Here is a 21,172-nt window from a genome sequence, read left to right as displayed (position 1 = left end):
TCTATAGTATTTGATTAACTCGAATTAAGACGGAAAGAGATCAAACTTATAAAGTAAGTTAAGCTCTATAAGCGTGTATTGATCTTAGCTTTTAGCTTTGGATAACATAAAAAGCTAAAGGCTTGGCATCACTTCGAATAATCAAAGCTTTAACAAGTCCTGTAAAATTGTTTTATTAAAACTTGATTGTGACTTTAACAATGGTACTTTAAAGAACGTTTAGGGTAAACCTAAATAGAAAATTTTAAGTTATGGCAGTTTGATCAAATTTGTTAAATTTAACAAACCGATCTGCTTGGATAAAACCGAATTAAAATTCTCTATTTAGATCTACATTACAAATATCTTATGGTGGAGAATAGCGGGATCGAACCGCTGACCTCCTGCGTGCAAAGCAGGCGCTCTCCCAGCTGAGCTAATTCCCCATCTTCGTTTATCTTTTTTCCTTATACTTCGTCAGTTTTTGCAAAAACCATCGTTGCGTATATATAATACGCTCTTGATTTTCTTAAAACTTGCTCGTCTAAGAAAAAAATCTAAACAAATCTATTTTAAAAATATAAAATAAATTGTATTAAGCAATTAATTCTTACTTTAATATATTAAGGAAAATAGCTTATAAAATACAAGACTAAAATTTAATCTTGTCCGTCAATCTCTCAAACCTAAACAAGCTCGATTGAGCATGCTTAGAGCTAATAAATAATATGTTAGCGCTAAGACTTTATGATAGATACCTTGTGAGAGGATATCTATTTGTACTCTAGAAAGGAGGTGATCCAACCGCAGGTTCTCCTACGGTTACCTTGTTACGACTTCACCCCAGTCGCTGATTCCACTGTGGAGGGTAGCGAATTTCGCATTCCCGCTTCGAGTGAAATCAACTCCCATGGTGTGACGGGCGGTGAGTACAAGACCCGGGAACGTATTCACCGTAGCATGGCTGATCTACGATTACTAGCGATTCCGGCTTCATGGAGTCGAGTTGCAGACTCCAATCCGAACTAGGACATATTTTTTAGATTTGCTCCATCTCGCGATATTGCGTCTTATTGTATATGCCATTGTAGCACGTGTGTCGCCCCGGACATAAGGGCCATGATGACTTGACGTCGTCCACACCTTCCTCCTCCTTACGAAGGCAGTCTCATTAGAGTGCTCGGCCGAACCGTTAGCAACTAATGACGTGGGTTGCGCTCGTTGCGGGACTTAACCCAACATCTCACGACACGAGCTGACGACAGCCGTGCAGCACCTGTCTTAACATTTCTGCAAGCAGACACTCTTCCATCTCTGGATGATTTGTTAGATATCAAGTCCGGGTAAGGTTCTTCGCGTATCTTCGAATTAAACCACATGCTCCACCGCTTGTGCGGGTCCCCGTCTATTCCTTTGAGTTTTAATCTTGCGACCGTACTCCCCAGGCGGTATACTTAATCCGTTAGGTGGATTACTGCCGTGACTAGCACAGCAACAACCGGTATACATCGTTTAGGGCGTGGACTACCAGGGTATCTAATCCTGTTTGCTCCCCACGCTTTCACGCATTAGCGTCAGTTAAGTTCCAGCAGATCGCCTTCGCAATAGGTATTCTTCTTGATATCTACGGATTTTACCCCTACACCAAGAATTCCATCTGCCTCTCCCTTACTCTAGATTATCAGTTTCCCAAGCAGTTTAACGGTTAAGCCGTTAGATTTCACAAGAGACTTGATAATCCGCCTACGCGTCCTTTACGCCCAGTGATTCCGAGTAACGCTTGCACCCTCCGTATTACCGCGGCTGCTGGCACGGAGTTAGCCGGTGCTTATTCGTTAGGTACCGTCATTATTCTTCCCTAACAAAAGGAGTTTACGCTCCGAAAAGTGTCATCCTCCACGCGGCGTTGCTGCGTCAGGGTTTCCCCCATTGCGCAATATTCCCTACTGCTGCCTCCCGTAGGAGTTTGGACCGTGTCTCAGTTCCAATGTGACTGATCATCCTCTCAGACCAGTTACGCGTCATAGCCTCGGTAGGCCGTTACCCCACCGACTAGCTGATACGATATAGTCTCATCCCTTGCCGAAATTCTTTCCCGATTTATCTTATGGTAAAAAGGAGTATGGAGTATTAGCAGTCATTTCTAACTGTTGTCCTCCAGCAAGGGGCAGATTAGCTATATATTACTCACCCGTGCGCCACTAAATTTAAAAGAGCAAGCTCTTTTAAATTCCGTTCGACTTGCATGTATTAGGCACGCCGCCAGCGTTCACTCTGAGCCAGGATCAAACTCTCCATATTTATACTTCTCGCAACGGCAAAGCCGTTACTGCGAGCGGGAGCTTTCGCTCCCTGCACCCACCTAAAGTTACAAAGATTTGCAAAAAACAAGTTTTTTGCAAATCATAAATTTCTAAGGATAGCATTAAAACCGAAGCTTAGCTTTGGTCTATTCTGCGTCTTAAATTTAATCTATGATTTAAACTCTTTATACTTATACAGGTAGATACGATTATGAAGTTTTTAATCTAAAAACTTTATGTTTTTGTAACATTGTTTTTATGGATAGGTTTAGTTAAAGCTAGATGCTAATTAGATATTCGTTACGGATGTAAAAAATAATCTAAATTTCGATCCGGCGATCTAAATCTTAAATCCATAGGCTCAATCGATCACTTGTTTAGATTTCAAAGATTGACTAAAGATATTTGTTTTTAACAGTTAAAATTTTAAAAAACGCGTTCGCTAAAAGGCTAAAACTACTAGGACTTAAGAGTTAAGAAAGCAGGTTCGGCTCGATGCGAAACAGAATTGTGATTATACAAGAGTGATGCTTAAAGGGGGCTGAATATAAAAGATTTTAAACTAAATAAATTTTATGTTCGGCATGTGCTATAACTTCGCCGATGATAGCGCTACTAGCGTAGCCTGCGTTTTTTAAATTTACAAGCGCTCGCGCCGCGTCCTTTTCCGCTACGGCAAGCAGAAGTCCGCCGCTGGTTTGCGCGTCGCAAAGCGTTATGTCCGGCTCGGAATCGACACCAGGCGCGATAAATTTTAAATTTTTATAGCTTCCGGCGGGGATTAGCCCCTCGTCAAGGCATCTGAGGGCGCTTTTTAAAAGCGGAATTTTACTGGGATAAATTTTAAAACTCACGCTTTCATTTATCATCTCAAGCGCGTGTCCAAGTAGTCCAAAGCCCGTCACATCGGTCGCGGCATGTATTTTTAGACCCGCTAACGCGCCCACGGCATAAAAATTTAACAAAATCATGCTCTCTATCGCGTCACGAAATTCTTCAAATTTAAGAAATTTCGCCTTAATAGCCGTAGCGATGATGCCCGTACCGAGGGGTTTTGTTAGGATCAGCAGGTCGCCTTCGCGCGCTGTATTATTGCTCCAAAATTTACGCGGATTCACGCGCCCCGTAACGCTAAGTCCGTAATAAATTTCGGGAGTAGAGATGGTGTGGCCGCCCACCAAGACCCCTCCGCACTCTTTGATCTTGTCTTTGCCGCCGCGCAGAATTTCGCGTAGAATTTCGTTTGAGAAATGACAATCGTCAAAACCCACGATGTTTAGGGCGTTTATCACTTCGCCGCCCATCGCAAATACGTCGCTTAGGGAGTTTGCCGCTGCGATCTGTCCGAAAATAAACGGATCGTCCACCAAAGGGGTGATGAAATCGAGCGTCTGCACGAGCGCAAGATCGTCGCTTAAACGAAATACGCTCGCATCTTCGTTGCTGCAGATGGACGAAAGCAGGCTTGCATTGGGCTCGATTAAATTTCCAAGATTTTCGGTTAGACCCGCCGGGTCAAGCTTGGCGGCTCAACCGGCGGCTGCAATAAATTTCGTGAGGTTAAAATCTCTGTAGATCATAGTTTGATTACTTCGTATTTTGATAGGACGTCCATGATTTCGTATGCGTTTGAAATTTCGCCGATCGCGAGCTTATCGACCAGTTTGTAACCCTCTAGGCAGCTTCCGCAGCTTAAAATTTCAGCTCCCGCTTCATTTAGCTTTTTGATCGCCTCAAAGCATTCGTGGCCGCGGTTGGTAGTTATGTGCACGGCGTTGTTTACGCAGATGACCTTCACTGGCTTTTCGTCTAGGTTTAGCGCCGCGCCTAAAAATTTAGCAAGCAAGCTCTTTCCGATCGGGCCGCTTCCGCACTGCTCCTCGTTTAGGAATATCACCTTGCCTCTTTTTGGCGCCGTGACATTACAATAAATATCGTCGATACTTTCATCTTTAAGCTCGTCCGTTTTTACGGTTTTTATAAGCGTATCGGCGCCCGCTTGTGAAATTTTCGCCTCAAAGCCGTTTTTAGCCAAAAAGCGTTTTATGTTTTCGCGTGGCGCTACGTCGTTTACTAAAATTTCTAAACTCTCTGCGATTTTTAGCTCGCCGAGGGCTTTTTTAGCGCGTAAAAGCGGTTCCGGGCAATTTAAATTGCGACAATCTAGTTGCATATGTAATCCTTAAAAATAAAATTCTTTGAACCTCAAAGCTAATGCGAGCCGCACGCAAGCAGACCCGCATAAAATTTACCCAAGTTATAAGCGCGGGTACTTCGCTTCAAATTGCGATTTAGCAATCTGCCCTTTATCGAGCAGCTCGCGATACCAGTAGTGGTGAAGTACGTAAACTTCCTCCTCCGGCTTGTGTCCGTCGATCATCGAGTGGATAGCGCCGCTGATCGCAAAGACCGCCATATAGATATGCACGAGCAAAAATACCGCGCAGACCGCACCCAAAAAATTATGAATAATCGCGCTTGCTCTTAAAATTTCGATCTGGCTCATACCTAGCGCGCTTCTCATCTCAGGGATATTGTAATCTAAGAAAAACATCGATGCGCCCGTGGCTATCATCACTATGCCGCCTAAAGTCGCGACCCAAAACCACGCTTTTTGGCCGGCGTTAAATTTACCCGCGGGAATCGTGCGCTTCTTTTTGCTTAGATAACCGCCCACGATCATCATCCATTTGATATCGTAAGCTCGCGGTAGCATACGCCAAAACCATGTCACTAGCATAGGCATAACGGCGATCGCAAAGGCTATCGTAGCTAGTCCGTGAGCGTTTTTACAAAATCTCACGAAAGCGCCACCGCCGAATTCTTCGCCAAACATCATAATCAAGCCGGTCGGAACCAAAATCGCCCATGCGACGGCCGCTACAAGATGGTATAGTCGTTCAAATTTATTAAACGCATAGATCGGCTTGCCCGCATGATGATCGAAGGGCTTCGGTCCTATGATCGCGTAGTGCCCAATAAAAGCTATGATTACGCCCAAAACCGCGCCCAGTGCCAACCAAGCAAAAAAGCCCGAGCTTTGCAGATGTCCTTGAAATTGCAGAAAAATCGGACCGAAGCCGTTGCCGTAGCTATCGATGTTTTCAAGCCTTGCATTGCCCCAAACATCGCTATTCCCCTGCACGATATCGGCATATTTTTTCTCTTCGGCCTGCGCATAAATACAGGCAAAAAGCTCGAGAAACAATCTTTTCATGGATTTCCTTAGATATAAAATTCAAGCCGATTATATCATTTTTTGCAAAAAATTTTCTTACAAAGCAAAATTACATTTTTGCATTAAGTGCGGCGCTAGTTTCGCCGCGCATACTCGTCGTAGCCGAATTTTTTGATTGCCAAAACCTCTCCGTGCTCGTCCGCTAAGACGAGATCGGGCAGCTTGATGCCGTTAAAGGTCGTGTTTTTCACGATCGTGTAGTGGATCTGATCCTCGAAAATCACCCGATCGCCGATCTTTAGCGGCGCATCAAATTTATACTCGGGCTGCCCGCTCTCAAGCCCCACGATATCGCCTGCGAGGCAGGTATTGCCGCCGAAACGATAGCTAAATTTACCGCTCTCGCTCTCGCCGCGCACCGCAGGACGATACGGCATCAGCACGGTATCGGGCATATGGGCTTCAGCGGAAGCGTCTAAAATAGCGATTTTAGCGCCATTTTCTACAATATCAAGCACGCTAGCGACTAAATACCCGCACTCCCAGCCGACTGCCTCGCCTGGCTCGAGATAAATTTCGACTTCATATTTTTCGCGAAATTTTTTGATCAAATCTATCAGTAGCTCCACGTCGTAGCCTGCGCGCGTGATATGATGACCGCCTCCGAAATTTAGCCACTTTAGCCCTCCGAAATACTTGCTAAATTTCGCCTCGAAAACCTCGAGCACCCGCTCTAGGCTCTGCGCGCTTTCTTCGCACAGCGCGTGAAAATGCAGCCCCGAGATGCCGCGCAAAAACTCGCCGTCTTGCAAGATCGCCCGCTGCAGCGCTTCAAGGCTCATCCCGAGCCTGCTAAAGCTGCCGCACGGATTGTAAGCGTCTTTGGGCGCGAAGGAGGTCTGCGGATTTAGCCGCAAGCCGCACGACGCGCCCGCAGCGAGCGCCTTTGCGCGGTATTTTTGCCACTGCGCGGCGCTATTGAATACGACGTGATTTGAAATTTTTAAAATTTCATTCAAATCATCCTCTTTGAACGCGGGCGAGTATGTGTGGATTTCGCCGTTTTTGATAAATTCCGCGGCAAATTTCGCCTCATGCAGACCGCTGCAAGTGGCGCCCCAGAGGTATTTGTCAACGTAAGGCATCGCGAAGCCAAACGCAAAGCCTTTTAGCGCGCATAGAATTTTTGCGCCGCTTCGCTCGCCTACGCCGCGTAAAATTTCTAAATTTTTTACCAGTTTTTGCTCCTCGCACACGTAAGCGGGGGTTGAAATTTCATCGATTTTCATCGTTTTTCCTCATTAAATTTTTACGCAATTATATAAAATTTTATGAATTTTTGGTTAAAATCGCCCAATCTTTAAAAAAGGATAAAAATGGTAGAGATAGAATTTTTAGGACCGATAGGGCGCGAGCCCCTGCGCCTAAACGCAAACTCCTTGCAGGAGGTAAAAGCGGAGCTGCAAAAGGACGAAAGTCTGCGGGAGTGGCTCGCAAACTGCGCCGTAGCGGTAAACGATAAGATGATTTATGATGCGAATTTCGCGCTTAAATCCGGCGATCGCGTGAGCCTTCTGCCTCCCGTTTGCGGCGGCTAAACTTAGGAAGCGACGATGAGCGAGGCTAAATTTAATCCGGAAATTTTAAGCGGGATCGAGCCTGAAATTTATGAGGGCAGCTTGAACGTAGATGCGATTTTATCGCGCTGGTACGCTAAATTTAAGGACGTAAATTGCGGCGCGTTTATCACCTTCGTGGGCATCGTGCGCGATGAGGGCGGCATCTGCGCATTGAGCTTCGATATATACGAGCCGATTTTGCGGACTTGGTTCGAAGCGTGGCAGCAAAAGGCCGCGGCGCAGGGTGCATTCGTGCTTTTTGCACATGCAAACGGGGATGTGCCGATCCACGAAAGCTCCTACGCCGCAGGCGTCGTAAGTCCGCAGCGTAAGGTCGCTCTGGCGCTAATAAACGAGTTTGTGGAGGATTTCAAGGCGGCCGCGCCGATCTGGAAATACGACGTAAAGGGCGGCAAAATCGAGAGCGGCAAGGTAGTAGACGGGAAGAGGATCTACGCAGCGGATCGCTCGCACAGAGTAAAAGGCGCAGGGCTTTTGGGCTAAATTTAAAAGCATGCGCTGTTTTATCCCCACAGGCTTGCTTCAATTCAATCAAATTTAATCAAAACGGCGATTGCGCCGACAAGCAAAATTCCGCGTAGAGATACTGCAGAATTTCAAAATAAAGATTTTGTGTAAATTTAGCGGCTGAGGCTAAATTTAAAGCTCAAAATTTCAATCCAACTCCGTGCCTGCGCTCCGATAAGCATGGCAAGCGAGAACTAAAATTTCAAATCTAAATTTATAGCAAATTTAATCAATCCAGTGGGCGTGCTGCACAGCAAATAAAATGGCGCTACAATCGTCTTGTAAGCCCGTGTAGCATAAATAAAATTAAACCCAAATTCGCGCGCGGTATCTGCAAGCACAAATGAAACGCAGTGCAATGAAATTTTAAAATTTCATCGCAAATATAACCATCTCTGCTAAGCGGCGGCTAAAATTTAAACACGTCCTTGGCTTCAGCGATGCGCTCGCCAAGGTTCGTAGCGGTATCTTCGCCACTTGCTGCGCACCTAAAGATCGGCTCAAGCACCTCAGCAAAAAAGCCGTTTAGCCCCTCTTGCATGATCTGCGCATTGTTTTGATAGCGCGCTAGCCCCATAAATATGCCATGTCCGATCGTGCCGAGGCCCTTTGCCTCATCGGCGATAAATTTATTCAGCGCCTTGCAAACTGCAACGACCGCGCTTGCATTTACGATCTCGCGATCTCTTAAATAATCCTCAAGCGCGCCGTAATCGCACTCGCATCTGATCCATCTAAACGCCTTCGCAATCGACGGCGAAACGCATTTGTGCTCATTTAGAGTGCATAGGACGTATAAATTTTTAGGCACCGCAAAATATGAGTGGCCGTCCTTTAAAACGACGCTGGTGCGCGCTTTTTCGACCTCTTCAAAGCCGTCGATTACGTGGGAATTTTTCGTGCGGATCAGCGAAAGCTCGTCTTCCTCGTCGTAGCGGCGATCCAAAAGCACCGCGGCTTCGCCTAAAATTTTATCCAAGCTCGCAGCACCTGCATTGTCGATCAGAAAATAATACTCGCCCTTCGGATCGTTTAGCGCCTCTTTGCAAAGCGCCTTAAACTCGCCATTGATGAAACTTTTGCCGTAAAATCCGTCGATGAAATCACTGTATTCAAAGCCTTCGTGCAGGCAAATGTAGCGGAAATTTTTGGTCGCAAGTTTCTTTTCGGTGATCAAAGATCGCAATCTGCGGGTCTTGCCGGTGCCGATTGCGCCGTAAAATATCGTATTTTTCGCGACCTCTTCGCTTTTGTAGTTTTTGACGTATTCAAAAAATAGCGAGGAGTACACGATCCTAGCCGCACCCACGACATCCTGCGGATACGGGGTAAATTCCGCGATAAATCGCGAACTTACTTCGTAAAATTCTTCGAAAATTTCAACCTTTTCGTCATAGAGCAAAGATAAAATTTGTGCGGTTTCATCGCGATAAACGAGAGTCGGAAACTCATCGTTGCACTGCGCAAATATGCTAGCTAGCAGATAGAGCTTTTCGCGCGAAATTTGCGCAAAATCGCCGCCCTCGGCAAGTCCTAAATTTAGCATCCCGTCATCGCTTAGGTAGCTATCGATCAGATAGAAATTATCGGCATTTATCGCGGATTTTAAAAATTCCATCAGCACGAAGGGCTGATTATGCAGCGCGACGTCGAAAAAATCGATCGCCAAAGCGCTGTCCACCGCCGTAAGAAGCCTGTAAAGCTCGTCGTAGAAATTGACTAGCTTTTGTTTAAAAATATCGCGCGCGGTACGCTCCTGCGAATAGCTATTGAAATTTTTTACGATATTTTCGATGAAAACATAAAGCGATACGATGTTTTTATCCTCGCCGCTAAGCACGCTATCTACGCTTTTTACGGCATTTTTAGGAAACAGCTCCTTTTTGCCGACGATGCGGTCTTTGAAAGCGAAATCGTAATAAAACGCGCTGATATTGGAATCAAAAAACTGATCCATAAAGAAATACTCGGCGTGCGCGAACTTCTCGCCCAAAGATAAAATTTTGCAGCTTCTAAGATTGCCGTCACTGAGATTTATATATAAAGTTTGCAAAAACTCGTTCTCGGTCTCATCAAAGCTCGCCAGGCAGCGCTTTATCTCGCCTAAATACTTTGAAATCGCGGTTTGTTTTTTAAGCCAGAATTGGTTTTTGTTGTGATTTTTCCAGCTGGCGACCAGCGACTCTATCTTTTCCTTGCTAAAATCTTGCATGACTCATCCTTGAAAGATTAAAATTGTGTATTGTACTTGAATTTAAATAAATAATTAATAAAACTCTGATCTCGCGACGGAGCGCGAAAGCAAATTTTATTAAATTTACGCGTTAGGAAGCGGTAGGAAATTTTAAAATTTACTGCGCGCTAGATCTATCCGCGACCCTGCACCAGCGGGACGAACTCGCAGGCGCCAAGCTCCTCTTCTTTGATCTCGGACGGCGAAATTTTACTAAATCTAACGATCTTTTGCGAGCCGCCTCTATTCATCGGAGCAACCAAAATTCCGCCGATTGCCAGCTGCGCAAACAGCCGTTCGTCGATCCGCTCGGCGCACGCGGAGAGCAATATCCTATCGAAAGGGGCGAAATTTTTCCACCCCGCGTTGCCGTCGTCGTGACGCAGGCTGATATTTGAAATCCCAAGATTCGCAAAGTGCCTTTTCGCCTCGCCCACCAGCCGCTCGACGCGCTCGACGGCAAAGACGCGATGAACCATCCTGCTTAAAATCGCCGCTTGATAGCCGCTGCCGCAGCCGATCTCTAAAATTTTCTCGACCTTCGGATCCACGCTTAGCGCCATCGTCATGCGCGCGACCGTCAGCGGCGAGCTGATCCACTGGCTGGCCAAAATGGGCTGCGCGTTAAGGCTGAAAGCGTGCGCGCCGAGTGGGGCGAACTCGCTTCTAGCGACGCTGCAAAACGCCTCAAAAAGCGCCGGATTTAAACTCACCTGCTCGGCGATGTCGTTCGCCATCTTTTCACAGCGAAGCCGCTCTAGCGAGACCATAACGCGCTCCCGATTAAATTTGATCCGAATTTAAAGCCGCGGAAATTTTCACTCCGTTTAAATTCTAAGCTGTTAAAATTTTGAAAAATGCTGCCCGAGCGCCTAAGCCGCGCCGAAGGAGCGTATGCTGCATTTTTGCGGTACATAGCGCGGCTAAATTTTAAAAATTTTGCTGAGGAGATACTTGCTGTGCGATCATATCGCGACGATATAACGCCCGTCGCGCCCCCGCGTCGCGCCGAAAAAATTCGCTCCGCGACGCCGAGCTCGGCCGATAAAATTTGAGCTTTGCTTCCGCGCTGCAACGATGAAATTTGCGCCGAGTATCCGAACCCTGCCGCAAAATCGCGCCCTAATAAAATTTGTTGCGTGCGTTTGAACTCGGGTAAAAGAGCACGCGCTGGATCTGCAGGCCGCACAGACAAAGCCTCTGCCGCGCAGGCGCCCGTAAAAATCGTGCGGGCGCGCGATCCATAAGTGCCCGTCGCTAAAGTCGTCGCTGCACCTTTAAATTTTATCAAAAAGCTCTCTGCGCGCCTAGTCGCGACGGCTCTAAATTTCAAACCGCAAAATCCGCTAAAAATCATCGAAACTCAAACTTCCTTTGCTGTAGTTCGTGACCTTGCTCTCGAAAAAGTTGCTCTTTTGATCATTAAATTTAGAAAAATCATCGACCCATTTTATCGGATGTTTCGCGCCGTATCGCTTCTCAAGCCCGATGGCGAGCAGGCGCTGATCGACCAGGTAGTGGATGTATTCTTCGATGATGTCGTCCGTAAAGCCCATGATTTGATTGTCCGTGATGTATTTGCCCCAATCGATCTCTAAGTTTCCCGCCGTCTCAAACATCTCGTAAATTTTATCCACGTTGCGCTTGTTAAACAGATCGGCGCGCTCCTTGCGGACGGAATTTATCATGTTTTGAAATAGCAGTAGATGCGTGATCTCGTCGCGCTGTATGAAGCGGATCATCTGCGCGCTGCCTAGCATCTTGCCCGCGCGAGCGAGCGCATAGATCGAGGTAAAGCCGCTGTAGAAGTAGATACCCTCTAAAATTTGATTCGCCACCATCGCCAGCAGCAGCTTATCATCGCTAACCTCGCCCGCAAGCTCCTCATAGACGCTTGAGATGTAGTCGTTTTTCCTGCGGAGCATATCGTCGTGCTTCTCCATCTCGTAAATGAGATCGGTATTTTCACAGATCGCTTCTACCATGACGGCGTAGGATTTGCTGTGGTTGGCCTCCTCGTAGGCTTGGCGAGCGAGAACGGCGTTGATCTCCGGAGCCGTGATATAAGGGTTGATATTATCGGCGAGATTGTTGGTCTGAAAGCTATCCATCGATATCAGCTGGCTCCACACGAGATCGTACATCCGCTTCTCGGCGCTTGTGAGATTGAAGTTATAATCGCGCACGTCGTCGGTGGTATCGACCTCTTTAGGAAACCAGGTGTTGGCCTCCATCAGATCCCAAAGCTTCAGCGCCCATTGATATTTCGCCTTGGTAAAATTTAAAATTCCCTGCGGATTGCCGCCGAAGACCTTACGATCGGTAAGCGTCTCGTCGGAGAAGGGGTTGTAGATTTTTTTCCTATCCATTTTTTGCCTTTTTAAAAATTTAGGGCGTATTGTAACGAAAAAAATCTTATCGAAGGCTTTGCGGGTAAAATTTAAAGGCGTGAAATTTCACCCGTAAAATTTGCGCGGAATTTTATAAAACGCGCACAGCTCGGCAGGAGCACATGGCGGAATTCCGTAGCCAGCCGAGTGAGGCGAAATTTTATGCTAGCTGAACGGTCGAAATTTCGAGATGGAATTTTACGGCAAAGCTTTATGATAAAATTTTATGACGGAGCTTTGAAAAGAAATTTTAAAGGTGGAACTACGGTGCGATTTCGTTTATTTGCTTCGTGCTAATGCCTGCGGCAAACGGCGAGGCGAATTTTATCGCAGCTCAATATACGCCAAACAATGCGCGGCGCGCTAAATAAAATTTCATCGCATTCATCGCAGCAAGACGCGCGCGACGGCGTAAATTTAATCAAAATTTCGAAGTTCGATCTTTAGATCGGTGCGGATTTTGCTTGGATCAAAGCTCGCAAGCGGTGCGTCTAAATTACCGAAATTATCGCCTGTAGGCAGGAAGTTTTGCAGATAATAGACGCCGCGGTAGCCCTCACTCCATAGAATTTGCGCCATCTGCTCGATCTTTACTTCGTTTAAAAAATCGGCATGCACGGTCGTGCGCACCTCAAATTTAAAATTTTGCCGCAGCAAAAGCCTAAGAGTTTGCAGAAATTTATCGTATAAGCTTGACTTCGTGATGAGCTCAAAATCCTGCCGCGGCGCCTTAAAATCAAGCGCGATATAATCGATCAGCCCTAGGCTTAGCGCCTCTTCGATCTTTTGCGGATTCGAGCCGTTGGTATCAACCTTGAGCAAAAAGCCGCGCTGCTTAACTTCGTGCGCCAGCGGGATAAAATCGCTCGCACAGGTGCATTCGCCGCCGCTAAATACGATGCCCTGAAGCTTGCCCGTGCGCGCATCCAAAAAGCGCAGAAACTCTTCGTTTGAAATTTTACCCCCTGAAGTAACGATTTGAGGGTTGTAGCAGTAATTGCAGCGCATATTGCAGCCGCAAAACCACGCGATCGCGGCGATGTGGTCAGGAAAATCAAGCATCGTAAACGGCGTGATCTCGTAAATCTGCGCATTACGCAGGTTTAAGGCTTGCGGCGGCTTCGTATGCGTTTGCTGCATTTGGCCGGTAGCGGCGACTAGGCTATTTGTTTTTTGTCTTTTTTCTCTTCAAAAAAGACGCGCTCTTTGTGTTCGCCCTTCTTTCCGATATTAAAGCTCTCTACTGGGCGCAAATAGCCCATCACTCTTGTGTAAACGACGCATTTTGTGCGTTTTGCTTCTAACTCTTTTGGAAATTCCATTCTCCATCCTTTCACTAAGATTAAAATTTAAATCGCTATTTAGGCGCCCTTGCTCTGCTTGGCTTTGTATTCCGCCAGCAGCTCCTCGTCGCATTTTGGGCAATATTCGTGCTCTCCCGCGATATAGCCGTGCTTATGACAGACGCTGAAAATCGGCGTGATCGTGATATAGGGAAGTTTGTAGTTTTGCACTACGCTTTTTACGAGCTGTTTACACGCCTGAGCCGAGCTGATGCGCTCCTTCATATACAGATGCAGCACCGTGCCGCCTGTATAGGAGCTTTGCAGCTCGTCCTGCATCGCCAGAGCCTCGAACGGATCGCTTCCGAAATTTGCCGGAAGCTGCGTCGAATTGGTGTAGTATATGTTTTTATCAAATCCCGCTTGGATGATATCTGCGTAGCGCTTCTTATCCTCTTTGGCGAAGCGATACGTCGTACCCTCGGCAGGCGTGGCTTCGAGATTGTATAGATTGCCCGTCTGCTCCTGAAACGAGCGGATCTTCTCGCGCAGATACTCAACCATTTTAAGGGCAAATTTACGCCCGAATTCCGTCGTAATATCCTCTTTGTTGCCGCTGAAATTTCGGATCATCTCGTTTGCGCCGTTGATACCGATGGTGCTGAAATGGTTGTTAAAGCCTGGCAGATAGCGCTTCGTATATGGATACAAGCCGCGCTCGAACATCTCGGTAACAAATTTTCGCTTCTTTTCAAGCGTCGATTTAGCAAGCTCCAAAAGCTCGTCCAGCCTCGCATATAGCGCCTCCTCGTTATTTTTATACAGATAGCCTAGGCGGGCTAAATTTATAGTTACGACGCCGATGCTTCCCGTCATCTCCGCGCTCCCGAAAAGCCCTCCGCCGCGCTTAAGAAGCTCGCGCAGATCAAGCTGCAAGCGGCAGCACATCGAGCGCACGGCGCCCGGCTTATACGCCTTTGGATTGGGTACGCGCTCGCCCTTTTCGTTCGTGATATATTGCGAGCCGATAAAATTTTGAAAATAGCTCGAGCCTACCTTGGCGGTGTTTTCAAAAACCGCATCGGCTGCAGGAGTATCCCAATCAAACTCCTCCGTCAAATTTACCGTAGGAATCGGGAAGGTAAACGGCTGGCCGCACTTATCACCTGTCGTTAAAACCTCGTAAAACGCGATCACGATGCGGTTCATCTCAGGCTCGAAATCGCCGTAAGTCATCGCCTCAAGCGAGTCCTTGCCGCGCCTTTTAGCCTCTGCTAAAAGCTCCTCGTCGCGTAAATTTTTAAATAGATGCTCATTGTTATGCGTAGGGATCTGCGTTTTTAGATCATCCGGGCAGGTCATATCGATGGTGACGTTGGTAAACGGACTCTGACCCCAGCGCGCCGGAACGTTTAGGTTGAATACGAAGCTCGTAATCGCCTTTTTAACCTCATCGTCGCTTAATTTATCGCGGAAAACGTATGGCGCCAGATATGTATCAAAGCTGCTAAACGCCTGTGCGCCCGCCCACTCGCTTTGTAAAATTCCAAGGAAATTCGCCATCTGATACAGCGCTTCGCGGAAATGCTTCGGCGCCTTGCTCTCGACCCTGCCGCGCACGCCATTAAAGCCCTCGTTTAGAAGCACGCGCAAGCTCCAGCCCGCGCAATACGCCGTAAGGCAGTCCAGGTCGTGGATATGATAGTCGCCGTTTCGGTGTGCCGCGCCCTCCTCGCGAGAGTAAATTTTATCTAGCCAGTAGTTTGCGATGACCTTGCCGGCGGTGTTGTTTATCAGGCCTGCGTTTGAGTAGCTGGTATTGGAATTTGCCAAAATTCGCCAATCCTGCTTGCTGATGTATTCATTGACCGTCTGGGTGCAGTTGATATAGGTCGTATCCTCCTCAAGCCCCAAAATGTGCTCGCGCTGCATCTTGTGCGTGTGTCGGTAGATCATAAAACTTTTCAAAACGGCGAAATCGCCCGCTTCAAAGAGCTTTTTCTCGATGAGATCCTGAATATCTTCGACGCTTAATTTATCTTTAAAAACGATCGCGCTCATTACATTATCAAAGACTTTTTCGTCAAATTCGCTACCCACGCTTTTGTAGGCTTTTTTGATAGCATCTTTTATTTTGTAGGATTGAAATTCTTGAAAACTTCCGTCTCTTTTAATGATTCTCTTCATAATAACCCCGCGAATTTTCTGAATAAATTGGCAGAAAGTATATCAAGGAATCTTTAACTCAAAATTAAAGGAACGAGCGGAATATCCGTTACAAATTTTGCTTATAAAAAACGAAATTTAACCAAATCTCGCTATAATCGCGGAGTTTATTTTATAAAATTTGGAAATGCTATGAAAAATTTTAAAATAAGTTTTTTCGTGATCTTGCTGTGTGCCTTTTTAGCGGGCTGCGCTGCGATTAAAGGCTCCAAAAGTACTGATAATTCGGTGCTTGCCGGAGGCATAGATCATACTGGATATCCAAACGCGTACCTAGAGCGCATCGCGGGCGAAAGCATCGCTGATCTGCTCTCAAAGCGTATCGTCGGTAAGAAAGGCGGTAGATTCAGCGTCGTCGGCATCGAGCCACTGGACGGGACAAACGCACACGGCATGGATGCGGAATTTTTAAGCAAAAAAATTAGAATTTCATTGCTGCATTCAGGCAAAGCAGTCGTCACCGACGCCCCAAGTAAAGATGAACTCGTATTTAGCAACGATGGTGTAAGCCGTGGCTATCACGCCGTAGAAAGCGGCTCGATCTACGCACCGGATTACATCTTGGTAGGTAAAATTTTACCGCAAAGCCCCGCTGCGACAAACGACGGTAAGGCAGGATCTAAAAAACTAAAAAGCTTAAATTCTGCATCTAAAAATTCTACCGTACAAGCAAGCGAAAGCCTACTTTTAGAGCTTTCGATGATAGATACTCGCAACAACAAAAGCGTGTGGAAGTATAAAAAAGCGCTTCAAAAGCAAATTTAAGGAATTTTTCGCTAAACTCACGACTCATTTTTTTGAAAGGCGGTGAGGAAAGTGCCTGGAGTAAAGGTATATCCGAACGAATCATTTGACGAAGCTTACAGACGCTTTAAGAAGCAGACTGATCGTAACCTAGTCGTTACCGAGGTTCGCGCGAGACGATTTTTTGAGCCGATGACGGAAGTCCGCAAAAAGCAAAAAATTTCAGCTCGCAAAAAGATGCTTAAACGTCTTTACACGCTACGTCGCTACGAGTCACGCTTGTAGCGGTTTGCGCGGATTTGCGGATTTTAAATTTGCAGATCTGCGCGAAATTTTATCTCACATCTTTTTTAAATTTACAGCCCGCTTAAAATTTTACCCGCCGCGTCAGCGCCGAAATTCCGATCTAAATTTTAAAATTTACCTCTTAAATTTACCCGCCTTTGTGCGGCACTTGCCTTATACCACGCCGGCGAGCCGCTAAATTTTGAAATTTATTTTTACCTATTCGTTTTTTAGATATACTTCTACATAAATTTCAAGGAGCAACCATGGACCTAAACGACTACCTCCACACTCAAGATCAGCAGCCCTCAAACCCTCAAGAAAAAGAAGTAGCACTCATCAAATACACCTTCATCGCGGCCTGCGCCTTAAAAGCTATAGCTGAACTGGTGCTATTGCTATTAGGAATTTACGGCGGATTGGGAGTATTACTAAGCGCAGCGGCATTCGTGCTTTTTATCTTTAGCATTTATAATATCTCTAAGCTTACCGCAAGCCGCAGCCTTTTGCGCAACGTAGCCATTGCCTTTGCGGCAATATTTATAGGCGTATTGTTATTTATATTTTTAGCGGGCGGCATCATCGCTCAAATACTACTTGCATTGGGATTCATCGCATCGTTTCTGTTTTTTTATAGATTCTATCAGGAACTTACCGACACTAGCGGAGTCGCGATATTTTCATATTGCTTTATCGCACTTGTACTTGCAGCTATTGCAAATGCGTTTTTGGCGCGTTTTTCGCTGCCTGCTACGGTGCTGCTCAGCTTAGCGGCTCTTGCGCTTAACGCTTTTGCTATATTCAGCGTAGAGGGTTTTTCTCGTTCGTATTATTCTTATGATCTTAGAGGCAAGAGATAAATTTTGATTGCTTGATCGGTCACAGAAAGACCAGCAGAGAGCTAAATTTTTAAAATTTCAAATCAAGGAGCAAGCCGTGGTCTATTTCAAACACATATTTCTCGCGCTGTTTTGCGGGGCGCTGTTTTGCGGCGTACTTTACGGCGAAAATCCAAATAAAATTTCAAAACAAAATTTTAAATCTGACTTCATCTGGGGCGTTACGATCGACGACGGCTGGTACGATGACGCGCAAGACGCCTCGAGCGCGAAACTACAGAGCATCGTGCGCGCCCTGCAAGCCCTACCCGTAAAGCCGACCGTGCGCGTCGTTATGTCAAAAGAAATTAGCCCGCGCGAGTACGAACCCCTTTTTAGGCGGCTTAGCGAGGTTTCGTACGTGATGGCTTGTCCCGTGGATTCCTACGAGATGAGCTCGTACAAAAGCGTGAAAAGCTACGAAAAGAGGTTTGCGGACGCCTTCGCTGCTCTCGCGCCCTACGTGCAGATCTGGGAGATCGGCAACGAAATAAACGGCGAGGGCTGGCTAGGGGATGATGCGAATTTCATCGCTGCCAAGATGATCGCGGCATTCGAGCTTATCCACAAAAAAGGCGCTAAGACGGCGCTTACTGCGTATTATACGCCGAGCGGAGCGCAGAAAACGCAGATGCGCGAGTGGCTGCAAAAATTCGTGCCGCAGGATATGAAGGAGGGGCTGGATTATCTTTTCGTAAGTTACTACGAGGACGATAACGAGGGCTTTGCGCCTGATTGGAGCGAAATTTTTACAGATCTGCAAAGCGCCTTTCCCGCTTCGAAGCTCGGCATCGGCGAGTGCGGAAACACGGCGTCGGACGCTACGCAGGTGAGCAGAAAGGCGATGATGAGGCGGTATTATACGATGCCGCGCTACGTGCAAAACTACGTGGGCGGGTATTTTTGGTGGTATTTCGTGCAAGACTGCGTAAGCGGGGCGGGACCCGGCGCTTCAAACGGTAAAAATCGCGGCACGCGCAACAAAGCAGAAGCCGCGGACAAACTACTAAAAAGCCTAAGAGAAGCAATAGGCGAAGCGTACAGATAATACGCGGAGGATTTCAAATTTAAAGCAAAATTTTATGCTTTTTAGGTGCAACGAGGTAAAATTTGGACATGAAAACTTTTATAAAAATTTTAAAAATTACCGCCTTGGTCGTGAGCGCTGCGTGCGTGCTTTTTGTGCTGTATATATTTGTGATTTTAAATTTGCTTTTTTCATCCGATACGCCAGAGGGTTGCGATCCTAGTATGCCCACTAGCGCTTGCGATTATATCGATGAAAAATTTGAAAAAGAGCTACAAAATTTGCCCCCGGTCGCCGCTCTGCCGTCCTTAGACAAAAGGCCTGTGTTTTGGCTAGGCAAAGGCGATTTTGCAAAGGGAGCGGAGTTTTATTACCTATATATCAAGGACGAATTCGGAGTTTGGCTTAGATACAAAGATAATGACAGCGACGACTTTTTGCTACAAAAAGATATGCCAGAGCGCTACTATGGATACGACGAGATCGATCGTTCGCCGGACGAAAGGTGGGTAAGTGGAGAGCTTGGATATTATAGCTACGGCATCTACGATATTTCGCTTTTTGAAAATGAAGCCAAGATATTTTCTCAAACGGCGCATAAGGTCGTGAGGAAATTTATCGGTTTCTTTAATCTACACTCTATGAGGGGCACATCTTTTGCAGCTCCGCAAGGCACCGAGGAAAATTTAAACGCTATAAGCGAGCTTCAAACTCCGCTTGCGGATTTTCCGCAAAAGCAGAACTACTCTGCGCTTGGTTGGGCTGATAAATCTGAAGCCAGAGGCTATGTCGGAGATGAAATAGCCAAAAAGCTCGCTCGCAACGTCTTTGAGATAGAGGGCGATGGGTGGCGACAGACCATCCGTATAAACAGCCGCGCCAAAGATATAAAGGTAATCTGCGGAGATGAAATTTGCCTCGCGCTTGCCTTTGATGAAAGCGAATTTAATCGCTGCGATAACGGCGCTGCATCCACGGCAATTTATACGCTAAATTTAAAGCAAAAATTTAATAATTTTCATACGCTTACTAGTAGGAATTTTAACTACGTCAAGCTCGGCGATAAGTATACTTTAGACGATGTGGAATCCTTTAAAATAGTTTTATCAAGATTCAGATATATCGAGGGGTATAACAAAGGTCGCGAGATCACGGACTACGAGGTTATCTTGCGAAATAGCGAGGGCGAGCAGGTCAATGAAATCTGCAGAAACGAAATTAAGAGGGCTCGCAGTCGCTTGCGATAAATCTAAGATAGCGCTGCAGGATTTGGCATATAAGATCGTGATTTCGGCGCGCTTTAATTTAGCTTTTAAAATTTATGCGAGAATTTTAAAATTCTAAGCTTCAGGCCTTAAAATTTGCCCGCGGAGCTTTTAAAATTTATCGCGCGACTTAGGTTTATTTTATCCGCACCAAGACAGCGAAATTTTTAGGGCGTCGCGATAACTAGGTGCAAGATAGCGAAATTTCACAAAGCTGCGGCGAACAAGATACGCAGAGAATGCACGCAAATTTTAAATTTATCTGGATTTTGCCCGCCCGACGCCTAGCACAATTATTTAGCTACAATCCCTCTTGCTCGCTTTACTTTTCGCTCGTCTTACGATTTGCTCGTCTTATAATTCCTGCTTGATATTGCAATTTGCGAAACTACTTGCTGCGCGCCCTTTCGCAAAGCTGCACGGCATGTGGGATTGTGCCCATCGCTCGCAGATTTTGCAGCACATGCACGCGATAAAATTCCGTAACGCAGGCACTTTCAATAAATTTTGATTTAAAAGCGCAAACATAGAGACGATTTAAATTTAAAGCTCACGTGCTCCACAGCTAGCCTGCAAGCGCTCTGCCCGCGAGCAGCCCAGCGTAGCAAAACAGCATACAAACGCATACGCTTAAGACTGCGTTTAGCAGACCGATAGCAAATTCTCGCGCCAGCAATAATTGCAGCGTATCGTAGCTGAACGTAGAAAATGTCGTAAAACCGCCCAGTGCGCCTGCGACAAAAAATACCCGCAGGCTCTGCGTTAAATTTAGTGCGAGCAAAAACCCTATCAGCAGGCTTCCCAGCGCATTCACGCAAAAAATAGCGATCGGAAACGCGCTCCAAAATCCGGCGCGATCCATTGCGCGCGCGATCGCTCCGCTTAAGCCTACTCGCGCCATCGCGCCTACACAGCCGCCTAGCCCAGCTAAAATCAAGTTCGTCAATCCAAGTCCTTTTAAAATTTGTAAATTTTATTTCGCTATCTAGCCTCCATAGGACAAAAGATGTGCGACTTCGCTATTTTAACGCGGCTAGTTAAAATTCAGCTTTTAAAATTTGCTCGCGCTTTTTGAAATTTCGTTTTAAAATTTTACTCGCGCGACGAAACGCGACGTTTTACGCGCCGCCGCAAAATAGCGACTAAGCGCGCGCAGTGTAAGAGGACGGCAAGGCAAAAACTACGAGACGCAAAAGGGCGGCGTAGCAAAACAGCGCACATAGAACCGCTCTGA

General features: G+C 46.4%; 16 protein-coding genes, 1 tRNA gene, 1 rRNA gene and 1 pseudogene. 7 read left to right on the top strand and 12 right to left on the bottom strand.

The annotated features are described in order from the left end of the window. Window positions 1-349: 349 nt before the first annotated feature. From Q0537_RS01420 to nspC, 6 genes are all read right to left on the bottom strand, one after another. A tRNA-Ala gene (locus Q0537_RS01420) sits at window positions 350-425 on the bottom strand. 342 nt (window positions 426-767) lie between these two features. Next, window positions 768-2,280: ribosomal RNA gene (locus Q0537_RS01415) — 16S ribosomal RNA — on the bottom strand. A gap of 559 nt (window positions 2,281-2,839) precedes the next feature. Continuing rightward, complete coding sequence (selD, locus tag Q0537_RS01410; protein ID WP_299224614.1) at window positions 2,840-3,859, bottom strand: selenide, water dikinase SelD; 1,020 nt, start codon at window positions 3,857-3,859, stop codon at window positions 2,840-2,842. Then, on the bottom strand, window positions 3,859-4,455 hold the full coding sequence (yedF, locus tag Q0537_RS01405; RefSeq protein WP_299224480.1) for a sulfurtransferase-like selenium metabolism protein YedF: 597 nt from the start codon (window positions 4,453-4,455) through the stop codon (window positions 3,859-3,861). The genes selD and yedF overlap by 1 nt, the downstream gene beginning before the upstream one ends. Before the next feature lie 84 nt (window positions 4,456-4,539). After that, the gene (locus Q0537_RS01400) at window positions 4,540-5,499 is read right to left on the bottom strand and encodes a formate dehydrogenase subunit gamma (protein ID WP_299224479.1); all 960 of its coding nucleotides are present in this window, start codon (window positions 5,497-5,499) and stop codon (window positions 4,540-4,542) included. Window positions 5,500-5,594: 95 nt separating this feature from the next. Further along, complete coding sequence (gene nspC / locus Q0537_RS01395; protein WP_299224477.1) at window positions 5,595-6,749, bottom strand: carboxynorspermidine decarboxylase; 1,155 nt, start codon at window positions 6,747-6,749, stop codon at window positions 5,595-5,597. A gap of 87 nt (window positions 6,750-6,836) precedes the next feature. Here nspC and Q0537_RS01390 point away from each other — a divergent pair, with 87 nt between their 5' ends. Together Q0537_RS01390 and Q0537_RS01385 are read left to right on the top strand one after the other, a co-directional pair. Continuing rightward, window positions 6,837-7,058, top strand: coding sequence for a MoaD/ThiS family protein (locus tag Q0537_RS01390; RefSeq protein WP_298758293.1), 222 nt, complete (start codon window positions 6,837-6,839; stop codon window positions 7,056-7,058). Window positions 7,059-7,073: 15 nt separating this feature from the next. Next, window positions 7,074-7,583: a molybdenum cofactor biosynthesis protein MoaE gene (locus Q0537_RS01385; RefSeq protein ID WP_299224474.1), complete on the top strand. Its 510-nt coding sequence runs from the start codon at window positions 7,074-7,076 to the stop codon at window positions 7,581-7,583. Window positions 7,584-8,016: 433 nt separating this feature from the next. Here the strand turns inward: Q0537_RS01385 and Q0537_RS01380 are convergent, their stop codons facing one another. The 5 genes and pseudogenes from Q0537_RS01380 to Q0537_RS01360 form a co-directional block, all read right to left on the bottom strand. Further along, entirely contained in the window at window positions 8,017-9,819 is a 1,803-nt protein-coding gene (locus tag Q0537_RS01380) for a hypothetical protein (RefSeq protein WP_299224472.1), read from the bottom strand. Between the two features lie 155 nt (window positions 9,820-9,974). Further along, window positions 9,975-10,610, bottom strand: coding sequence for a protein-L-isoaspartate(D-aspartate) O-methyltransferase (locus tag Q0537_RS01375; RefSeq protein ID WP_297896800.1), 636 nt, complete (start codon window positions 10,608-10,610; stop codon window positions 9,975-9,977). Between the two features lie 576 nt (window positions 10,611-11,186). Further along, the gene (locus Q0537_RS01370; protein WP_177387058.1) at window positions 11,187-12,209 is read right to left on the bottom strand and encodes a ribonucleotide-diphosphate reductase subunit beta; all 1,023 of its coding nucleotides are present in this window, start codon (window positions 12,207-12,209) and stop codon (window positions 11,187-11,189) included. Window positions 12,210-12,647: 438 nt separating this feature from the next. Further along, the gene (locus Q0537_RS01365; RefSeq protein ID WP_299224470.1) at window positions 12,648-13,370 is read right to left on the bottom strand and encodes an anaerobic ribonucleoside-triphosphate reductase activating protein; all 723 of its coding nucleotides are present in this window, start codon (window positions 13,368-13,370) and stop codon (window positions 12,648-12,650) included. Window positions 13,371-13,387: 17 nt separating this feature from the next. Beyond that, window positions 13,388-15,700: pseudogene (locus Q0537_RS01360) on the bottom strand (ribonucleoside triphosphate reductase). 171 nt (window positions 15,701-15,871) lie between these two features. Between Q0537_RS01360 and Q0537_RS01355 the strand changes: the two are divergent. The 5 genes from Q0537_RS01355 to Q0537_RS01335 all read left to right on the top strand — a co-directional run bounded on the left by Q0537_RS01355 (window position 15,872) and on the right by Q0537_RS01335 (window position 19,920). Beyond that, window positions 15,872-16,504, top strand: a complete 633-nt coding sequence (locus Q0537_RS01355; RefSeq protein ID WP_299224468.1) for a hypothetical protein — start codon at window positions 15,872-15,874, stop codon at window positions 16,502-16,504. A gap of 51 nt (window positions 16,505-16,555) precedes the next feature. Continuing rightward, window positions 16,556-16,768 (top strand): 30S ribosomal protein S21, encoded by a 213-nt coding sequence (rpsU, locus tag Q0537_RS01350; RefSeq protein WP_005869392.1) that lies wholly within the window; start codon window positions 16,556-16,558, stop codon window positions 16,766-16,768. Window positions 16,769-17,034: 266 nt separating this feature from the next. Further along, entirely contained in the window at window positions 17,035-17,628 is a 594-nt protein-coding gene (locus Q0537_RS01345; RefSeq protein WP_299224466.1) for a hypothetical protein, read from the top strand. Between the two features lie 76 nt (window positions 17,629-17,704). Next, the gene (locus tag Q0537_RS01340) at window positions 17,705-18,694 is read left to right on the top strand and encodes a hypothetical protein (protein WP_299224464.1); all 990 of its coding nucleotides are present in this window, start codon (window positions 17,705-17,707) and stop codon (window positions 18,692-18,694) included. Window positions 18,695-18,762: 68 nt separating this feature from the next. Then, window positions 18,763-19,920, top strand: a complete 1,158-nt coding sequence (locus Q0537_RS01335; protein WP_299224463.1) for a hypothetical protein — start codon at window positions 18,763-18,765, stop codon at window positions 19,918-19,920. A gap of 583 nt (window positions 19,921-20,503) precedes the next feature. Here Q0537_RS01335 and Q0537_RS01330 read toward each other — a convergent pair. Next, window positions 20,504-20,884 carry a CrcB family protein gene (locus tag Q0537_RS01330; RefSeq protein WP_299224462.1) on the bottom strand — a complete coding sequence of 127 codons (381 nt, stop codon included), beginning with the start codon at window positions 20,882-20,884 and terminating at the stop codon, window positions 20,504-20,506. Window positions 20,885-21,172: the final 288 nt, after the last annotated feature.

The organism is uncultured Campylobacter sp. (assembly GCF_938017775.1).
Taxonomy (GTDB): domain Bacteria; phylum Campylobacterota; class Campylobacteria; order Campylobacterales; family Campylobacteraceae; genus Campylobacter_B.
This window is presented reverse-complemented; position numbering and strand designations above follow the sequence as displayed.